Source organism: Nodularia sp. LEGE 04288, from assembly GCF_963896525.1.
Lineage (GTDB): Bacteria > Cyanobacteriota > Cyanobacteriia > Cyanobacteriales > Nostocaceae > Nodularia.
Map to the genome: position 1 here is coordinate 1 of NZ_CAWQOY010000015.1, position 15750 is coordinate 15750.

The following is a 15750-nucleotide window of genomic DNA, read 5'->3' on the forward strand; positions in this document are numbered from 1 at the left end:
AGGCTCATCTGCTATCAATGGTACTGGTAACGCTCTGAATAATCGCATCAGAGGAAACGCAGCTGCTAATACTCTAAATGGTGGTGCTGGAAATGACTTCCTTGATGGTCAAGCAGGTGCAGATACCATGATTGGTGGAACTGGTAATGATGTCTACTATGTGGATGCAGAAGATACCATTGTCGAAAATGTTGGTGAAGGAACTGATCTTGTTTGGAGCAGCATCACTTATACATTGGGTAATCACTTAGAAAACCTGACGTTAGAAGGCACATCTGCTATCAATGGTACTGGTAACGACCTGAATAATATCCTCACAGGTAACACCGCAGCTAACATCCTCAGAGGTGTTGTAGGAAATGATATCCTTAATGGTAAAGCAGGTGCAGATACCCTAATTGGTGGAACTGGTAACGATAAACTCTATCTGGGTTTAAATGATGGTGCGATAGATATTGTCAATTATGCTTTGAATGATGGTGCAGATACTGTTTATGAGTTTGTTCGTGGTGTTGGTGGTGATAAAATCCAATTTACAGGCATTACGAATATTGATGTGGTGACATCAGGTAGTAATACTTTACTGCGTTTGGGTGATGGTATTGCTGGTAATACTGGTTTTGGAACTGGTGAGTTATTCGTGATGTTATTCGCCACATCTGGCTTTATTGGTGCTGATGTGAATGTCAATCTGTTTGGTGCAAATTTCTTGTTTGGGTGAGTTCGACGCATATTCTTTGAGGACGAAACCCCTCTCCAAACTATAGGGAGAGCAAAGACATCATGTGAAAATGTTGGGTTACGCCTTCGGCAAACTACGTTAACGTTCCTCTACCCAACCTACGTAGACTTTAATTAAAGCAGTAAATATGAAATGAAATCCAAGCAGAAACAGTGTTTCATGATGTTGAAGTTAGCCTCATACCTGATTGGATTGGAACAAAGCAGGAACGTCAATTCCAATTCATCGGCGATAGGCTGGTATTAGTCACGCCACCCATAGGTGGAAATCCTCAATCTTTAACCTGGGAGCGCGTTTAACATCCAGTTTTAGGCGAGGATTGATTACCCACAAAGCTTTGTCAGCATTTGATCAGATATTAAATCAAGTTGGGCGAGAATTTTGCTTTGGTGAGGTTCTCGAAACATTCAATTAATAAAAACCTCCTAAAATGTAGATATGCAACATTTTCAGCTATCTCAAAGCCATATTATAAGTTAACATTAGCATTCCTAAATTATTGGTAATAAATGAGAAAATTGGTATTTTGCAGATACCGAAACTTTGATATTTTTGCCAGTAAATAGGATTTGTCTAGTTACAGCTAAGTTATCAAACGACGAGTTTTTTGTATATTCAGGAAGCGAAATAAAATGAAAACAAACTTGGTAACCAACCTGAATAAATCCCATATCCTCAATCCTAACTCTCCGCGCCTCTGCGCCTCTGCGTGATATAGCTCCATATTTTACTGATTGCAGCAGTTATGTTTCAGGTAAGGTTGATGAAAAGTAATACACCATTCGGGTTAGACTCAGATAGAGAAATTGAACGCTTAATAGATGAAGTTATGTCCTCAACCCTAACTGACTTAACTGATGAACAGTACCGCAAAAAGATGCAACGGCGGAAAGAAGTACAGGATCGCCGGATAGCACAGGCTGTACCAGAAAAAGGGTTAATTATAGTCAATACTGGTAACGGTAAAGGTAAAACCACGGCGGCCTTGGGAATGGTGTTACGATCGCTTGGTCATGGCTATAAAGTGGCGATCGTGCAGTTCATCAAAGGTGCTTGGGAACCATCAGAAAAACAAGTTTTCAGCTTTTGGGAAGACCAGATCGAATTTCACGCTATGGGCGAAGGCTTTACCTGGGAAACTCAAGACCGCGATCGCGACCTCGATAAAGCCAGCGCCGCTTGGCAAAAATCCTTAGAATATATCCGCAATCCAGATTTCCAGCTAGTGCTGTTGGATGAAATCAATATCGCCCTGAAAATGGCCTATTTACAAGTAGACGAAGTTTTAGCAGGTTTGGCAGAAAAGCCACCTAATAAGCACGTAATTCTCACGGGTAGAGGTGCGCCAGCTGCTTTAATTGAGCGCGCAGATTTAGTTACCGAAATGACTTTGATTAAACATCCTTTCCGGGATCAAGGCGTGAAGGCGCAAGCAGGGATTGAGTTTTAATTAACATCAGTGTAAACTTCTTTACATATTTGCAAAATACGTTGGTCGTTAGCGCTGATCGAGTTGATCTGATGATAGTCTTGCAGTGCTACAGAGTAAGGATAGCTAATCATCTGGTCATCACTGTAGTTAGGGATTTGGAATTGATTACCTGTAGCGATTTGATTTACACCGACTTCACCAGGAGAAGCAGTAACTGTCATCGCCAATTCTCCCGATTGCTCCATAGCACCTTGAAAGCAACTAAACTCCGATTGAGGCATATACAACGCACCAGTTATTTTACCTTGACGCTGCTCAAATAAAACATAGGCTTGCCCAATCTGGTTAGCTGCTGGCGATTGACCATAGAGATAAGTTCCATCTGTGGTCGGGAAATTTCCTCTGACAGATCCTGGAGTGCTGCTAACGACAGCCCCTGATGCTGTTTGTATTTGGTTACTCAATACTGGTTTAGTTTGTTCACCCACAAAGCCTAGTGTGAGCAGTAAGCTGAGAATGGGAAGTCTCAACTGACACCCGCTCAAGAATTTAGTCATGTTGTTAAACACCTGATTTCTCCTGTCAAAAAATGAACTGTTTCCTCTCCAACTTACTTAAACCATAACCAAATACTGATTGTTCAAGGCTCTATCAAAGGTGTTATCTATATTTTTATTGTCTAGAATAATGACATCGCAAAAACTGAAGTTTTTAGGTAATTTTAAACTTTTATTGCCGAATCATCTGATTTAAGCAGTTGATCCTTCACCCAAGAAATTCATCCTTTCGGAAGATGAAAATAAAAATGCAGACTTTTAGTAATTTTTTCCTGGGACATAAAAAGCTACAACAGCATTTGTATCGATTCCGAATGAGTCCAGATATTTTTTTACAGGACAAAAAAATCGCCCCCTGAGTTCAGGAGGCGCGTCACCGAAAGCGATCTGCTTTTAGCTAGCAACGTACTCTTTGACATGGGCGCGACGACGGCGCAAATGAGCAAGAGCCTGATGTTCTAGCTGGCGGACGCGCTCACGGCTGAGATTTAAGCGTTCACCGACTTTGGCTAAAGACATTTCGTTACCATCTTCTAAACCAAAGCGCAGGGCGAGAACTTGTCGCTGTTGCGGGGTGAGTTCTGCTAACAAGTTATTCAGGTCTTGACGCAAGAATTCTTGGGTGGTGTAATACTCTGGAGATGGACCTTCATCTTCGAGCATTTCTTGCAATTCAGTGTCCTGGTTATCCCCAACTTTCACATCCAAGGAAACTGGTTGACGAGCCATATTCAGGTACTCGCGAATCTGCATCGGCTCTAGTTCTAACTCTTGAGCAATTTCACTAGGTGTTGGCGATCGCCCAAATTTTTGAGCCAGTTCTCGCTGCACTTTTTTGATTTTGTTCAGTTTCTCGGTGATATGAATCGGTAAACGAATGGTGCGGCCTTGTTGAGCGATCGCGCGAGTAATCGCTTGGCGAATCCACCAGTAAGCATAGGTGGAAAACTTATAACCCCTGGTGGGATCAAACTTCTCTACACCCCTTTCTAAACCTAGAGTTCCTTCCTGGATCAAATCCAAAAACTCCATGTTGCGCTTTTGGTATTTTTTGGCGATCGCCACAACCAAGCGCAGGTTTGCTTCAATCATCTTTTGCTTCGCTCGTTTACCTTGAGCTACAGTCTGTGTTACCTCTGTTTCCAGTTGGTTCACATGGGCAGCCCATTCTGGTAAACTTGGTTCATGGTCTAGCTCCTTCGCTAAAGCTTGTTTAGCATCCAGAAGCGTCATCATTTGTTGTACCTGCTTGCCAAAAATAATCTCTTCATCTCGAGTTAGCAGTGGTACACGACCAATTTCCCGCAGATAGGTTCTTACCATATCCGCCGTGAACTTGGTATTGTGATTTTCAGTTTTGGTGTTAACAATAGCCATTGGTGCGTTGTCCTCTACTCCGTAAACACAACGGATCTTTAATAACTAAACCTGGTCTGGAAAGGTAGTACACATATCACGGAACATAGGGCGCTACCAAAAGAAATCAATTCATACACCGCGTATGGAAGATGAAGATGCATCCCTGATATAGGTTCCTTTACCTTCCCTAAATTTTTGAATCTCTTAGAAGCACACTTAGTTATTTGCGAAAATTCTTTTTATCCTCAGTCGCGCTCTGCAACCGTAAAATATGAAGTCGATATGAGTTCTACTTAATCTATATTAAGACAAATCAAGGGGATAGTAAAGTATCCTAGATAAATCTTACAATTATAATGCAAAATAGGTTTGTTTAAAAAAAATAAATTTCCTCAACTTGATTAACTATATCTATAGTGACGCTAAAACCCTCTCCTCAGTTGCTTACAAGTAGCCGGATAACCGAACTGTGTCACCTGTGAACAGGGAGGGATGTTACGAAACCTTGGAACTTGATGTATAAAAATTAGCAGTTACTTGTGCAGACGCGATTAATCGCGTCTTTGCAGTATTAAGGCACAATCAGCACTGGGCAAGGTGAAAGATTAATTACACGGGTGGTAACACTATCACTTGCGCCCTCTTCAGTCAAACCTAATCCTCTACAGCCCATGATAATTAAATCTGCCCCAATGTCATCCGCCACATCACAGATAGTAAAGGCTGCTTTACCCTGTCTTTCCAGAACCTCGGCTGTAATTCCTTGCTGAGAAAACAAAGATTGGGCATTTTCCAGCAACTTGGCCACAACTTCTGGCGACATCATGGGATCGGGACTCGGTGCATCTGCGGGGGGTTCCTCCACCACAGACAGCAGTACCAAACGACTACCGTACTTCTGGACAACGTTGGTCACTACATCAGCAGCTTCCCGCGCTTCCCGGCTTTGATCAATTGGAAATAGCACTGTTTTGAACATATCGCTCTTTTAGCACCCCTGACTCCGGTAAAATCTTGATGGTTCTACTTTCAAAACAATAACAAAAAGACAATCAGGAGAGTCTATCTATGTCCAAAAAAACTTTAGCAAATTTATCTGCTGCTGATATCTCAGGTAAACGTGCCTTAGTCCGGGTTGATTTTAACGTCCCTCTGGATGATCAAGGCAACATCACAGACGATACTCGCATTCGCGCGGCGTTGCCCACCATCAAAGATTTGATGCAAAAAGGAGCTAAAGTAATTTTAGCTAGCCATTTTGGTCGTCCCAAGGGTGTTGATGATAAGTTGCGTTTGACTCCGGTTGCTAAACGTCTCTCGGAATTGCTTGGTCAAGAAGTCGTCAAAACTGATGACTGTATCGGCGATGCAGTTGCTGCTCAAGTTGGGGCTTTACAAAATGGACAAGTTCTGCTGTTAGAAAATGTCCGTTTTTACAAAGAAGAAGAGCAAAACGACGCAGAATTTGCGAAGAAACTGGCAGCTAATGCTGATTTTTATGTAAATGATGCTTTTGGAACTGCACACCGCGCCCATGCTTCTACCGAAGGTGTAACTCATTATTTGAGTCCTTCTGTGGGTGGATATTTGATTGAGAAGGAATTGCAGTATCTGCAAAACGCCATCGAAAATCCCCAGCGTCCTTTGGTAGCGATTATTGGCGGTTCCAAAGTTTCCAGCAAAATAGGTGTAATTGAAACTCTGCTAGAGAAGTGCGACAAGCTAATCATTGGCGGTGGGATGATTTTCACCTTCTACAAAGCCCGTGGTTTGAGTGTTGGTAAATCTTTGGTGGAAGAAGACAAACTAGAACTAGCTAAGACTTTGGAAGCTAAAGCGAAAGAACGTGGTGTGGCTTTACTGCTACCCACAGATATCGTTTCGGCTGATAAGTTCGCCCCCGATGCGAATGCAACAACTGTCAGCATTGACAATATTCCTGCTGATGGCATGGGTTTGGATATTGGCCCTGATTCGATCAAAGTGTTCCAAGAAGCTTTGGCTGATTGTAAGACTGTGATTTGGAACGGGCCAATGGGTGTGTTTGAGTTTGATAAATTTGCCGCCGGTACAGAAGCGATCGCTCATACTCTGGCGGAAATTAGCAAAACTGGTACAACCACGATCATCGGTGGTGGTGACTCAGTGGCGGCTGTGGAAAAAGTTGGTTTAGCTGACCAAATGAGCCACATTTCCACCGGTGGCGGCGCTAGTTTGGAGTTGCTAGAAGGTAAGGTATTACCTGGAATTGCGGCTTTAGACGAAGCGTAAGCAGTTAACAGTTAGCAGTGATTAGTGTCAAACTTTGATGGCTGATCACTGTTAGCTTTCATACAAACTACCGTCTTGGTGTGTGAATACAATATGTCCATCAGCACCGGGTTTTGCAATTAGGTCATGGTCTGGATAGTAAGCTTCATCGTTGGGAGTGCGATCGCCTATTTCCAAATAAACCACATCCACATGAGAACGATTCACTAATTGGTGTCCATCTTCCTCACCGGCTGGGAAACCTGCCATCATCCCCGGTGTAAGGATTTGCGCGCTCCCGTCGGTAACTAGAGTCACTTCACCTTCTATGACGTAAATAAACTCATCTTGTCGAGTGTGCCAATGTCGGAGAGCCGAACAACTTCCCGGTGCGAGTGTAACTAAATTCACACCAAAATTCTTCAATCCTGCCGCATTTCCTAAAGCCTGTTTGACTCTCCCGAACACAACAGATTTAAATTTATCGGGATAAATTGAAGTTGTCCGCCTGGGGACATTTTCAGGATTGATAATCATTTGTCACTTCTCCAGGCAATTGGTTGTAGCGGAACATCAATAGCAGTTCACCTGTGTCAGTTTTGAGACCCCAGCGTTCATAAAACGGGATCATCTCTGGTAAACAATAAAGAGCAATACTTTCTACCGCGCTTAACTGAGGATGATGAATAACTGCATCCATCAATTTAGCACCAAGCCCCACATTTCTATGGGTAGGTTTGATGATGACATCATAAATAGTTGCCCTATAAACAAAATCAGTGAGAACGCGAGTAAAACCAATTAATTTTTCGCTGTCATCTACCAGACCAATCACAATATCAGATGCAGCCAGCATTTTGGCAACATTTTGATATGTACGTTTTTTGCTCCAAAATTCGTTTTTGTATAAATCAACGAGTTCGGAAATCTGATGTTCTGTCAACTGGGTAATAACTTTGTAATTCATAAAATAGAATAGTGCCATCGCTTGCCCGAAAAACCCATTTACGATGATCAGGCAACTTGAAGCGTTATGGGTTCAGGGATAGGCTCACCTTGTGCTTGCCAAGCTTCTAAGTACATTTCAATAACTTCTTCACCGTTGTGAATTGCTTCTTCACGAGTTTTTCCGTGAGTACAAGGCATTACAACTAAATCAGAAAACTCTGGGATTGTAACCAGGAAAAGATGATCTTCATCAGACCATTGAATAATCATGCTATACCGACTCATGAATCTTCGTCCTCCTCTTTTAACATTTCTAGTTCAGTGAGTAATTTGTCTAGTTGTTTTTCTAGGTAGAGTGGGACATCATCTCCATCCTTGGCGACAAACATAAGTAGGTAGACACAAATAAACCTAACTATATAACAAAATGTAAAATCCTCAAAACCCTTGTGATTGCTTAATACCCAGATCCCCGACTTCTCTAAGAAGTCGGGGATCTATATCGTCAAGGTTTTATGTTTAATTATGTTGACCTACTTATCAGGTCTAAATCACTGTTCCAGAATATAGGCAAACATTAAAGGAGCCACTATACTGGCATCAGACTCCACAACGAAACGCGGTGTGTTTTTATCTAACTTACCCCAAGTTATTTTCTCATTCGGTACTGCTCCAGAATAAGAACCATAGCTGGTAGTAGAATCGGAAATTTGACAGAAATAAGTCCAAAATGGAATATCAGTCATTTCCAAATCTTGATAAAGCATAGGTACGACGCAAATCGGAAAATCGCCCGCAATTCCCCCACCAATTTGGAAAAATCCCACGCCTCTACCTTCAGAATTTTCTTTATACCAATCCGCCAGCCACATCATATATTCAATTCCCGACTTCATTGTGCTGGGTTGAAGTTCTTTTTTCATGCAGTAGGAAGCAAAAATATTGCCCATAGTGGAATCTTCCCAACCAGGACAAACAATTGGCAATCCTTTCTGTGCCGCCGCCAGCATCCAGCTATTTTTGGGATCTATTTGATAATATTGTTCCATATCACCAGAAAGAAGCATCTTATACATAAACTCATGAGGAAAATATCTTTCCCCTGTGTCATTTGCTTCCTTCCATTGTTGGAAAATGTGCTTCTGTATTCTCCGAAAAGCCTCTTCTTCTGGAATGCAAGTATCAGTAACCCGATTAAAACCCTGCTCCAGAAGTTGCCATTCATCTTCGGGGCCTAAGTCTCGATAGTTGGGGACACGCTTATAATGATTGTGGGCTACCAAATTCATAATATCCTCTTCCAGATTCGCCCCTGTACAGGAAATAATCTGCACCTTATCCTGGCGAATCATTTCTGCTAAAGATATCCCCAATTCGGCTGTACTCATTGCCCCAGCCAGAGTAATCATCATCTTGCCGTTATCTTTAAGATGGGCTTTGTATGCTTTAGCTGCATCAACCAGGGCGGCGGCGTTAAAATGCAAAAAATTTTCTTCGATAAATTGAGAAATAGTCCGGCTCATGAGATGTCACCCTTTACTGTCAATGATTTGAGAATATCAATGTATCGCGTAAAGTATAGCGTGAAGTCCTACGCGATCGCTGATCAAATTCTTCAAGCTAGTGGTGCTATTTACTAACCTGAGCAGACCAGGAAACGCTATAACTTCAGTTGGTGTCAGTTTCAGGAGGTGTCGGGGTTTCCGTAGGTGTGGGTGTGGGTGTTGGTTCTGGTGTTGGCGTTGGCGTTGGTGTGGGTGTGGGTTCTGGTGTTGGCGTGGGTGTGGGTGTTGGTTCTGGTGTTGGTGTGGGTTCTGGCGTTGGTGTGGGTGTGGGTGTTGGTTCTGGTGTTGGTGTTTCCGCCGCAATGGTGAGTTGATAACTGAGTGGTTCTGAAGCTGTGGAAGCAATCACAAACTCATACAATCCCGATTCTGGTAATTTAATTGATAAATTACGTTCTGTAGAATCTTCTAAAATTTTGAATTTACCAGAGGGAGAATAAACTGAGAGCAAAATTTCAGAGCTTGCTTGTAGCTTGACTGACATTAATTGATTTTCGGCCAGGTTAGCTATGAAAACTTGACCACCAGCCGGGTGAACAGCAGGTTGCAAATTACCTTTGACGGTTTTGCTGGTAGTACCTGCATCAAATGTAATTCTTTCTAAAGCTGTGCGAGAAACAATAGCATTGAGTTTATCGCTGACAAACCCGTGCCAAACTTGGCCAATGGGTTGATTAATAAAATTTTGGCCTCGCTGCTGGGGAAATTTGTTGAAAAAGGCAGCATCCCCTAAATCATATAAAGCAGTACTACTAACATTGCTTTTGTTGACTTCAACTCGCCAACGTTCGCGTTCTGCTGCTGTGTAAGTTCCTAATTGCTGACGCGCCGCTCTACTTAATGGCGCTAGTTTTTCTAGTAATTCGGCGGCTGTGTTATCCCATTCAGCTCGCAAACTTTCATCTTGGGGTTCATCGCTGAGAGTGCTTCCGCGTAAATTGGGGTTATTGTCCCAAAAGATTTGATTAACTAAGTTGACGTAAAATCTGGAGTCAAGACCCAATTGTTCCCGACGAGCTTTTAATCTGCTTTTGCGCTGTCGTTCTTCTGAGGAAAATTGATTTGAGGATTCCGTCGGCTGTTCCACTGTGGGGGTAGTGGGTTCAACTGTTTCGCGATCGCCTCTACTGAATCCCCACCAAATTCCTCCAGTGGTACCGATAACTAATATTACTGCTATCAGTCCTGTAACTGGTGTCAACCAGGATGATGGTTCCGGTGATGAGGGATATGTCGAGGCGCTAGCGGTGGATGATGGTGAAGATGGACGCGCTGGGGGCGCTGGAGAAACCGCAACTGTGGCAGATGTTGTTGGTGCTGTGGTGGGATATTGGGTTGGGGGATAGCTGACTGCTGGCGGGTTGAGGGCTTGCAATACGTGACGCGCTGATTGATAGCGATCGCCTGGTCTGGAAGATAGCATCTTATCTAATATCTGACCGAAAGCCGGAGTTAGACTAACTTCCCTACGCCATTGCCAAGTCAGATTATAATTATCAATCAGTTCTTGCGGTTGTTTACCTGTCAATAAAACTAGGATGGTCACAGCCAAAGCATACAAATCACTGTGAGTAGACACCAAACCCGTTTGCATCTGTTCTGGAGGTGCGAAACCGACTTTACCTAATAGCGTCGGTGATGGGCGAGATGCATATTGTTCTGGTTGGTAATATTCCGAAGCCACGGCTGCTGCTACCTGTTTTACACCGCCAAAATCAATTAATATTGGTAATTGGTCAATGCTGCGAAGCATTAAATTATCAGGTGAGATATCCCGATGAATTACCCCAATTGAATGGATATAATCCAACACTGGCAGAATTTGGAGTAACAATTGCCGGACTTCCGACTCTGTAAAACGCAACCCTTGCCGTTTACGCGCATCTAATAAAGAGCTGTAAGTTTGCCCTTCCACATAATCCTGCACCAAAAACAGGTATTCTTTACCTTCTAAGTTAATTCGCAGCAGTTCCCGAAAGCGGGGAATTTGGGGATGTTGCAGCTTGTAGAGAACACTGGCTTCGCGCTGAAATAATTCTTCGGCTTTTTGGACAACATACTCAGTTTGCACTTGCGGGGAAAATTCCTTTAAAACACAAAGTTCACGGAAGCGGTTAATGTCTTCGGCTAAATAAGTGCGTCCAAAGCCACCTTGACCAATTTGACGGACAATTACATAGCGATCGCCTAAAGTTAGACCCGGTTGAATACTATTATTTATATACATAAGTCATAAGTTATTGGTCATTGGTCATTAGTCATTGGTCATTGGGGAAATGATTTCACCGATCAACCGTCAACGATTATTTGATTTTTACCTTACTAACTTGATCCGCTGCGATCGCATACCACAGTTGACCGAAAGTTTGCTGATTCAGTTTCCCACGCTCCTGCCCTGGAAACAACCGATCAAATTTTTCATTTGTATCTCGGTTGAGTTGGTCTATTGTATAATTTCTCCATTGTCCGCTTCTGGCTTGTTGTCTCCAAATTTTCTCATTTTCTGAACTATAACCTCCCAGTTGCCGACGAGCTGCTGTACTGAGATTAGCCCGTTCTATTTGAGTCAATAAATCTCCGCCAATCCTAGCCCATTCATCCCTTAATCCTGCATCTTCTGCCCCAGAAGTCAGGCTGCGTCCCTTTAAATCGGGTTTTTTAGCATAAAATAAATTATCAACAAACTGAGTAAAAAATCCTTCTGGTATTTCTAGCTGTTGGCGACGTTGTAAAATTTTGGTAATTTCATTAGAACCTTTGTCACTGCCTGGCCTGCCGCTAGGATTCGGTAAACCAGGAACTGAAGGTAGGGAAATCGTGGGTACGGTAATGGAAGAGACGCTACGAATGATTGAATTTACCACTGCCCAAGTACCTGCACCAGTTAACACAACTAAAGCTGTTCCCCCCAGACTCACAGCAAAAGGGCGTACCCAAACCGGCAGAGTAATATTTTTATTAATTGCTTGCGTTTGATTGTGGAATTTACTGATGAGATTATTGGCGTGTTTTCGTCCAGGAGCAACCACCATAGTCTTCAGTTTAGTAACATAAGTATTGTAGGGTTGGCGGGTAATGGCAGAGGGTAAATCTTGCAGTACTTGGTCTGCTCTTTCATAGCGATCGCTCGGCTTATAAGCAAGCATCTTTTTTAACACAGATTCCAATTGACTGCTGACTTTAATTTCCTTTCCCCAGTACCAAATCCCCTGATAGCTGTCGTAAAGTTTTTGTGGTTCCTTCCCTGTCAGCAACACTAAAACTGTAACGGCCAAAGAATATAAATCGCTATTAAAAAAAACTTTACCCTGGCGTAGCTGTTCCTCTGGCGCATAGCCCTTTTTACCTAACAAAGTGTTATTCACACCCAAATGAGTCAACCAAAAACCTTGAGAAGCCGGTAATTGCTTCACACCACCAAAATCAATCAGGATCGGCAAATGATCAGAACGCCGCAAAATCAAATTATCAGGAGAAATATCACGGTGAACTACATCTCGTGAGTGGATGTAGGACAAAACAGGTAAAATCTGTTGCAGTATATTTACTACTTCCTCTTCACTAAAAGCTTGTCCTTGACTTTGGCGCTGCTCCAACAATTGGTCATAATTATCACCATCTATATAATCTTGCACTAAAAAGAAAAAATCTTTACTGCCTATCTGCACTTGCAGCGAAGCGTGAAAACGGGGAATTTGGGGATGTTGGAGTGTTTTCAGAACACTAGCTTCACGCTCAAATAATTCTTTAGCTTTTGCTAAATCCTGCTGTGCTTGCACTTGGGGGGCGAATTCCTTCAGCACACAAGTTTGATGCGAATTATGACGATCTTCCGCCAAATAAGTGCGCCCAAAACCGCCCTGACCTAATTGACGGATAATCCGATAACGATGATCTACAACCTGCCCAAAAGCCAGAGGTAATGGCTCGCCACAGTGGATACAAAACCGGTTACCACCGATGTTTCCGTGTTGTTTACTGCAATATACCTGCATGATGCTGAAGGCTCAACTAAGGTTTTATTAAGGTACTACAACTCATGCAGGTCCAGTTACGGTGATCATCCCGACACTTCCCTGATCAAAAGTTTAAGTAAATCCGATAATAGCTAAGATACTGGGAAAACCTAACGATCAACGTCATGAACGACAAATCACAAAAAACGCGAGCCATTAGGGCATTTGAAGATTTTGTCTCTACTCCCTTAGAAACACTACTACAACAACATCTCAATATTCCCAGCCAATCAACAGCCTTAAATTTATTTTACGATGTGGCTACCAATGTACCTGCTTACAAAGCTTTTTTAGCAGCACAAAAAATTGATCCCACGGCTATCCAAACATTGGCGGATTTTCAGCGACTACCTATAATTAACAAAGAAAATTATATCTCCCGTTATCCTTTAGCCCAATTGTGCCGCTATGGAAAGTTAGAAGCCTGCGATATGATCGCTGCTTCCTCTGGTTCCACAGGTAAACCCACATTTTGGCCGCGTTTCTTCACGGATGAACTGCAAATTGCTACACGATTTGAACAGATTTTTCATGATAGTTTTTATGCAGATACCAGACGTACCTTAGCTGTAATTTGTTTCTCATTAGGCACTTGGGTAGGTGGTATGTTCACCACCAATTGCTGTCGCTATCTTGCCAGTAAAGGCTATCCGCTGACTGTAATTACCCCCGGTAATAATAAAACAGAAATTTTGCGTACTGTACAGGAAATAGGTGGCGCTTTTGATCAAGTAGTATTACTGGGATATCCGCCATTTCTCAAAGACGTGATTGATACTGGTATTGCTCGTGGTGTGGAGTGGCAGCAATATCAGATTAAGCTAGTCATGGCGGGAGAAGTCTTCAGTGAAGAATGGCGGAGTTTGGTAGGTGAGAGAGTGGGGGCGGAAAATCCCTGTTACAACTTTGCTTCACTCTACGGTACTGCGGACGCAGGTGTGTTGGGCAATGAAACGCCTTTGAGTATCTGCATTCGTCGTTTCCTCGCAGAACATCCAGAAGCAGCCAAAGCTTTATTTGGGGAATCTCGTTTACCCACATTGGTACAATACGACCCAAGCAGTCGCTTATTTGAAGTTGAGGATAGCAAGTTATTATTTTCTGGAGATAATGGCATCCCCTTGATCCGCTATAACATCATGGATACTGGCGGGATCATTAGTTACGATACCATGCTTCAGTTCTTAGCTGAGTGGGGATTTGATCCTGTAGAAAATCTGCGTTCTCAGACTCAGGAGTTACCTAGAGGAATTCATCCATTACCTTTCGTCTATGTTTTCGGACGTTCTAACTTTACAGTTTCCTTCTTCGGTGCAAATATTTATCCCGAAAATGTGACAGTGGGATTAGAACAAGCCGGAATTACAGAATGGGTAACGGGGAAGTTCGTGTTACAGGTGAAAGAAGATGCAGACCAGAACCGATTTTTATCTGTCGTTGTGGAATTAGCGCCAGGGGTAGAAGGTAGTGAAGACAAGCGACAAGCCATAACAGCCTCGATTCTTTCGCAACTTTTGCGCCTCAACAGCGAGTTTGCTAACTATGTTTCTCCAGAATATCAAACACCACAAATCACATTAGCCCCAATGGGTGATTCCGAATATTTCCCCATTGGCGTGAAACATCGTTATACGCGCGGGTAGTCGCTGAAACTGGCGACCGTATACGGTAATTACCTCAATTAAGATTGGGATTTGTATTGCATTTTCGTAAACATCTGTTACATTAGTTTACATGGCACAGCAATTTTGCCACATAAAAACTAGGAATACTAATTATGCCAGATACTAAAAATGCAGCTTCAAACGATCCTAACGCTTTACGTTGGGGATTCACTTCTCAAAGCGAAAACTGGAACGGTCGTTTTGCGATGATTGGTTTCTTATCCGCTATTTTACTGGAAGTGTTCTCTGGTCAAGGTTTTCTCCACTTTTGGGGTATCCTATAAATTGATACGGTTCAGTTAAGGAACCATACTCTTTGTCAAAGTCATTTTTTTACGAACCGCAGAGGCGCAGAGGACACAGAGAAATAAGAAAGAGTTGGAAAAAATTGCTTAACTGAACTGTATTGTCCTATAAATTGATATAGGTTTTTCCACCTTTACTGACTGAATAAATTAAAAAACTCCGAACAGGATCTGAGCCTCGTTCGGAGTTATATTTTAAATTCCCAGTTGAAAAACCTGGGAGGATAAATTTGCCTAGTAGCAGTTACGGAAGTTACCAGCGACCGCCGCCACCGCCACCGCCGCCCCGGTTACCACCAAAGGAACCTTTGTCTTCTTTAGGTTTAGCTTTATTGACTTTGAGATCGCGCCCCATCCATTCAGCACCATCTAAAGCCTCAATAGCTGCTGTTTCTTCAGCTTCGGAACCCATTTCTACGAAAGCAAAACCACGTACACGACCTGTTTCACGGTCAGTAGGTATTTGAACTCGTCTTACAGAACCGTACTCTGCAAACACACCAGTTAGAGCGTCTTGGGTAACGTCGTAAGAGAGATTGCCTACATAAATTGACATTGATTGTCTCCAAAATCGGAAAGATGTAGAGATTTAGATTTCGGAGAGAAGTCTGTAAATACCACAAGGAAAAAGCCTGTCAATACTAAAAACAAACGCTGTCGCCGAATTAATTCTCATCCCGATTGTGACACATAATTTTCACTATCAGGGAAGGAGCTAAAAAAGTGTTATAAAAAGTTATGTTAAGCTCATTTTTCTTCCATGTTCCAAGTTTACTTTCTTGAGGTATAGCAACCGCCAAGGAGGTTAGGACGCAAAATGCAAGACATCCTCAATGGCATCTCGTAAACAATCAAACTGGTCTAACTGTTTGCGGATTCGACTTTTTAACCAAGACCAGCATTTTTCAATCT

At 42.6% G+C, this 15750-nt stretch carries 16 protein-coding genes and 1 pseudogene; 6 read left to right on the forward strand and 11 right to left on the reverse strand.

The genetic code is table 11. The features are described from left to right. The 3 genes from AACX33_RS01330 to cobO form a co-directional block, all read left to right on the forward strand. Positions 1–721 (forward strand): calcium-binding protein (locus AACX33_RS01330; RefSeq protein WP_275973783.1); only part of this gene is annotated, 721 nt, incomplete at its 5' end. Between the two features lie 173 nt (positions 722–894). Continuing rightward, positions 895–1041 (forward strand): lipocalin-like domain-containing protein, encoded by a 147-nt coding sequence (locus AACX33_RS01335; RefSeq protein WP_227789378.1) that lies wholly within the window; start codon positions 895–897, stop codon positions 1039–1041. 464 nt (positions 1042–1505) lie between these two features. Continuing rightward, entirely contained in the window at positions 1506–2192 is a 687-nt protein-coding gene (gene cobO, locus AACX33_RS01340; protein ID WP_193999609.1) for a cob(I)yrinic acid a,c-diamide adenosyltransferase, read from the forward strand. Here the strand turns inward: cobO and AACX33_RS01345 are convergent. From AACX33_RS01345 to AACX33_RS01355, 3 genes are all read right to left on the reverse strand, one after another. Beyond that, positions 2189–2731 (reverse strand): hypothetical protein, encoded by a 543-nt coding sequence (locus tag AACX33_RS01345; protein WP_228048944.1) that lies wholly within the window; start codon positions 2729–2731, stop codon positions 2189–2191. The two genes, cobO and AACX33_RS01345, sit on opposite strands and share 4 nt — an antisense overlap. A gap of 393 nt (positions 2732–3124) precedes the next feature. After that, the gene (locus AACX33_RS01350) at positions 3125–4108 is read right to left on the reverse strand and encodes an RNA polymerase sigma factor, RpoD/SigA family (RefSeq protein ID WP_193999605.1); all 984 of its coding nucleotides are present in this window, start codon (positions 4106–4108) and stop codon (positions 3125–3127) included. 553 nt (positions 4109–4661) lie between these two features. Continuing rightward, entirely contained in the window at positions 4662–5069 is a 408-nt protein-coding gene (locus AACX33_RS01355; protein WP_193999603.1) for a universal stress protein, read from the reverse strand. Between the two features lie 89 nt (positions 5070–5158). On the opposite strand from AACX33_RS01355, the gene AACX33_RS01360 reads away from it, so the two are divergent. Beyond that, a complete protein-coding gene (locus AACX33_RS01360; protein ID WP_193999601.1) occupies positions 5159–6361 on the forward strand; it encodes a phosphoglycerate kinase in 1203 nt (400 codons plus the stop codon). Between the two features lie 51 nt (positions 6362–6412). Here the strand turns inward: AACX33_RS01360 and AACX33_RS01365 are convergent, their stop codons facing one another. From AACX33_RS01365 to AACX33_RS01390, 6 genes are all read right to left on the reverse strand, one after another. Continuing rightward, positions 6413–6877, reverse strand: coding sequence for a cupin domain-containing protein (locus tag AACX33_RS01365; RefSeq protein ID WP_193999599.1), 465 nt, complete (start codon positions 6875–6877; stop codon positions 6413–6415). Next, a complete protein-coding gene (locus AACX33_RS01370; protein WP_193999598.1) occupies positions 6861–7307 on the reverse strand; it encodes a GNAT family N-acetyltransferase in 447 nt (148 codons plus the stop codon). Before AACX33_RS01370 ends, AACX33_RS01365 begins: the two co-directional genes overlap by 17 nt. 47 nt (positions 7308–7354) lie before the next feature. After that, entirely contained in the window at positions 7355–7573 is a 219-nt protein-coding gene (locus AACX33_RS01375; RefSeq protein ID WP_193999596.1) for a type II toxin-antitoxin system HicB family antitoxin, read from the reverse strand. Between the two features lie 266 nt (positions 7574–7839). Next, positions 7840–8811, reverse strand: coding sequence for a deoxyhypusine synthase family protein (locus AACX33_RS01380; protein ID WP_193999594.1), 972 nt, complete (start codon positions 8809–8811; stop codon positions 7840–7842). 145 nt (positions 8812–8956) lie between these two features. Continuing rightward, the gene (locus AACX33_RS01385; RefSeq protein ID WP_193999592.1) at positions 8957–11080 is read right to left on the reverse strand and encodes a serine/threonine-protein kinase; all 2124 of its coding nucleotides are present in this window, start codon (positions 11078–11080) and stop codon (positions 8957–8959) included. Between the two features lie 76 nt (positions 11081–11156). Beyond that, complete coding sequence (locus AACX33_RS01390; protein ID WP_193999590.1) at positions 11157–12848, reverse strand: serine/threonine-protein kinase; 1692 nt, start codon at positions 12846–12848, stop codon at positions 11157–11159. 146 nt (positions 12849–12994) lie between these two features. On the opposite strand from AACX33_RS01390, the gene AACX33_RS01395 reads away from it, so the two are divergent. Both AACX33_RS01395 and AACX33_RS01400 read left to right on the forward strand, forming a co-directional pair. Next, on the forward strand, positions 12995–14512 hold the full coding sequence (locus AACX33_RS01395; protein WP_193999588.1) for a phenylacetate--CoA ligase family protein: 1518 nt from the start codon (positions 12995–12997) through the stop codon (positions 14510–14512). Positions 14513–14646: 134 nt separating this feature from the next. Next, positions 14647–14817 carry a high light inducible protein gene (locus tag AACX33_RS01400; protein WP_089090070.1) on the forward strand — a complete coding sequence of 57 codons (171 nt, stop codon included), beginning with the start codon at positions 14647–14649 and terminating at the stop codon, positions 14815–14817. Between the two features lie 274 nt (positions 14818–15091). Here the strand turns inward: AACX33_RS01400 and AACX33_RS01405 are convergent, their stop codons facing one another. Continuing rightward, a complete protein-coding gene (locus tag AACX33_RS01405; RefSeq protein ID WP_193999586.1) occupies positions 15092–15394 on the reverse strand; it encodes an RNA recognition motif domain-containing protein in 303 nt (100 codons plus the stop codon). A gap of 249 nt (positions 15395–15643) precedes the next feature. Then, positions 15644–15750, reverse strand: a pseudogene (locus AACX33_RS01410) (IS630 family transposase); the annotation flags it as partial.

Coding starts and splice junctions, on each gene's coding strand:
- cobO (WP_193999609.1), top strand. CDS start 1,506: ATGAAAAGTAATACACCATTCGGGTTAGACTCAGATAGAGAAATTGAA.
- AACX33_RS01345 (WP_228048944.1), bottom strand. CDS start 2,731: ATGACTAAATTCTTGAGCGGGTGTCAGTTGAGACTTCCCATTCTCAGC.
- AACX33_RS01350 (WP_193999605.1), bottom strand. CDS start 4,108: ATGGCTATTGTTAACACCAAAACTGAAAATCACAATACCAAGTTCACG.
- AACX33_RS01355 (WP_193999603.1), bottom strand. CDS start 5,069: ATGTTCAAAACAGTGCTATTTCCAATTGATCAAAGCCGGGAAGCGCGG.
- AACX33_RS01360 (WP_193999601.1), top strand. CDS start 5,159: ATGTCCAAAAAAACTTTAGCAAATTTATCTGCTGCTGATATCTCAGGT.
- AACX33_RS01365 (WP_193999599.1), bottom strand. CDS start 6,877: ATGATTATCAATCCTGAAAATGTCCCCAGGCGGACAACTTCAATTTAT.
- AACX33_RS01370 (WP_193999598.1), bottom strand. CDS start 7,307: ATGAATTACAAAGTTATTACCCAGTTGACAGAACATCAGATTTCCGAA.
- AACX33_RS01375 (WP_193999596.1), bottom strand. CDS start 7,573: ATGAGTCGGTATAGCATGATTATTCAATGGTCTGATGAAGATCATCTT.
- AACX33_RS01380 (WP_193999594.1), bottom strand. CDS start 8,811: ATGAGCCGGACTATTTCTCAATTTATCGAAGAAAATTTTTTGCATTTT.
- AACX33_RS01385 (WP_193999592.1), bottom strand. CDS start 11,080: ATGTATATAAATAATAGTATTCAACCGGGTCTAACTTTAGGCGATCGC.
- AACX33_RS01390 (WP_193999590.1), bottom strand. CDS start 12,848: ATGCAGGTATATTGCAGTAAACAACACGGAAACATCGGTGGTAACCGG.
- AACX33_RS01395 (WP_193999588.1), top strand. CDS start 12,995: ATGAACGACAAATCACAAAAAACGCGAGCCATTAGGGCATTTGAAGAT.
- AACX33_RS01400 (WP_089090070.1), top strand. CDS start 14,647: ATGCCAGATACTAAAAATGCAGCTTCAAACGATCCTAACGCTTTACGT.
- AACX33_RS01405 (WP_193999586.1), bottom strand. CDS start 15,394: ATGTCAATTTATGTAGGCAATCTCTCTTACGACGTTACCCAAGACGCT.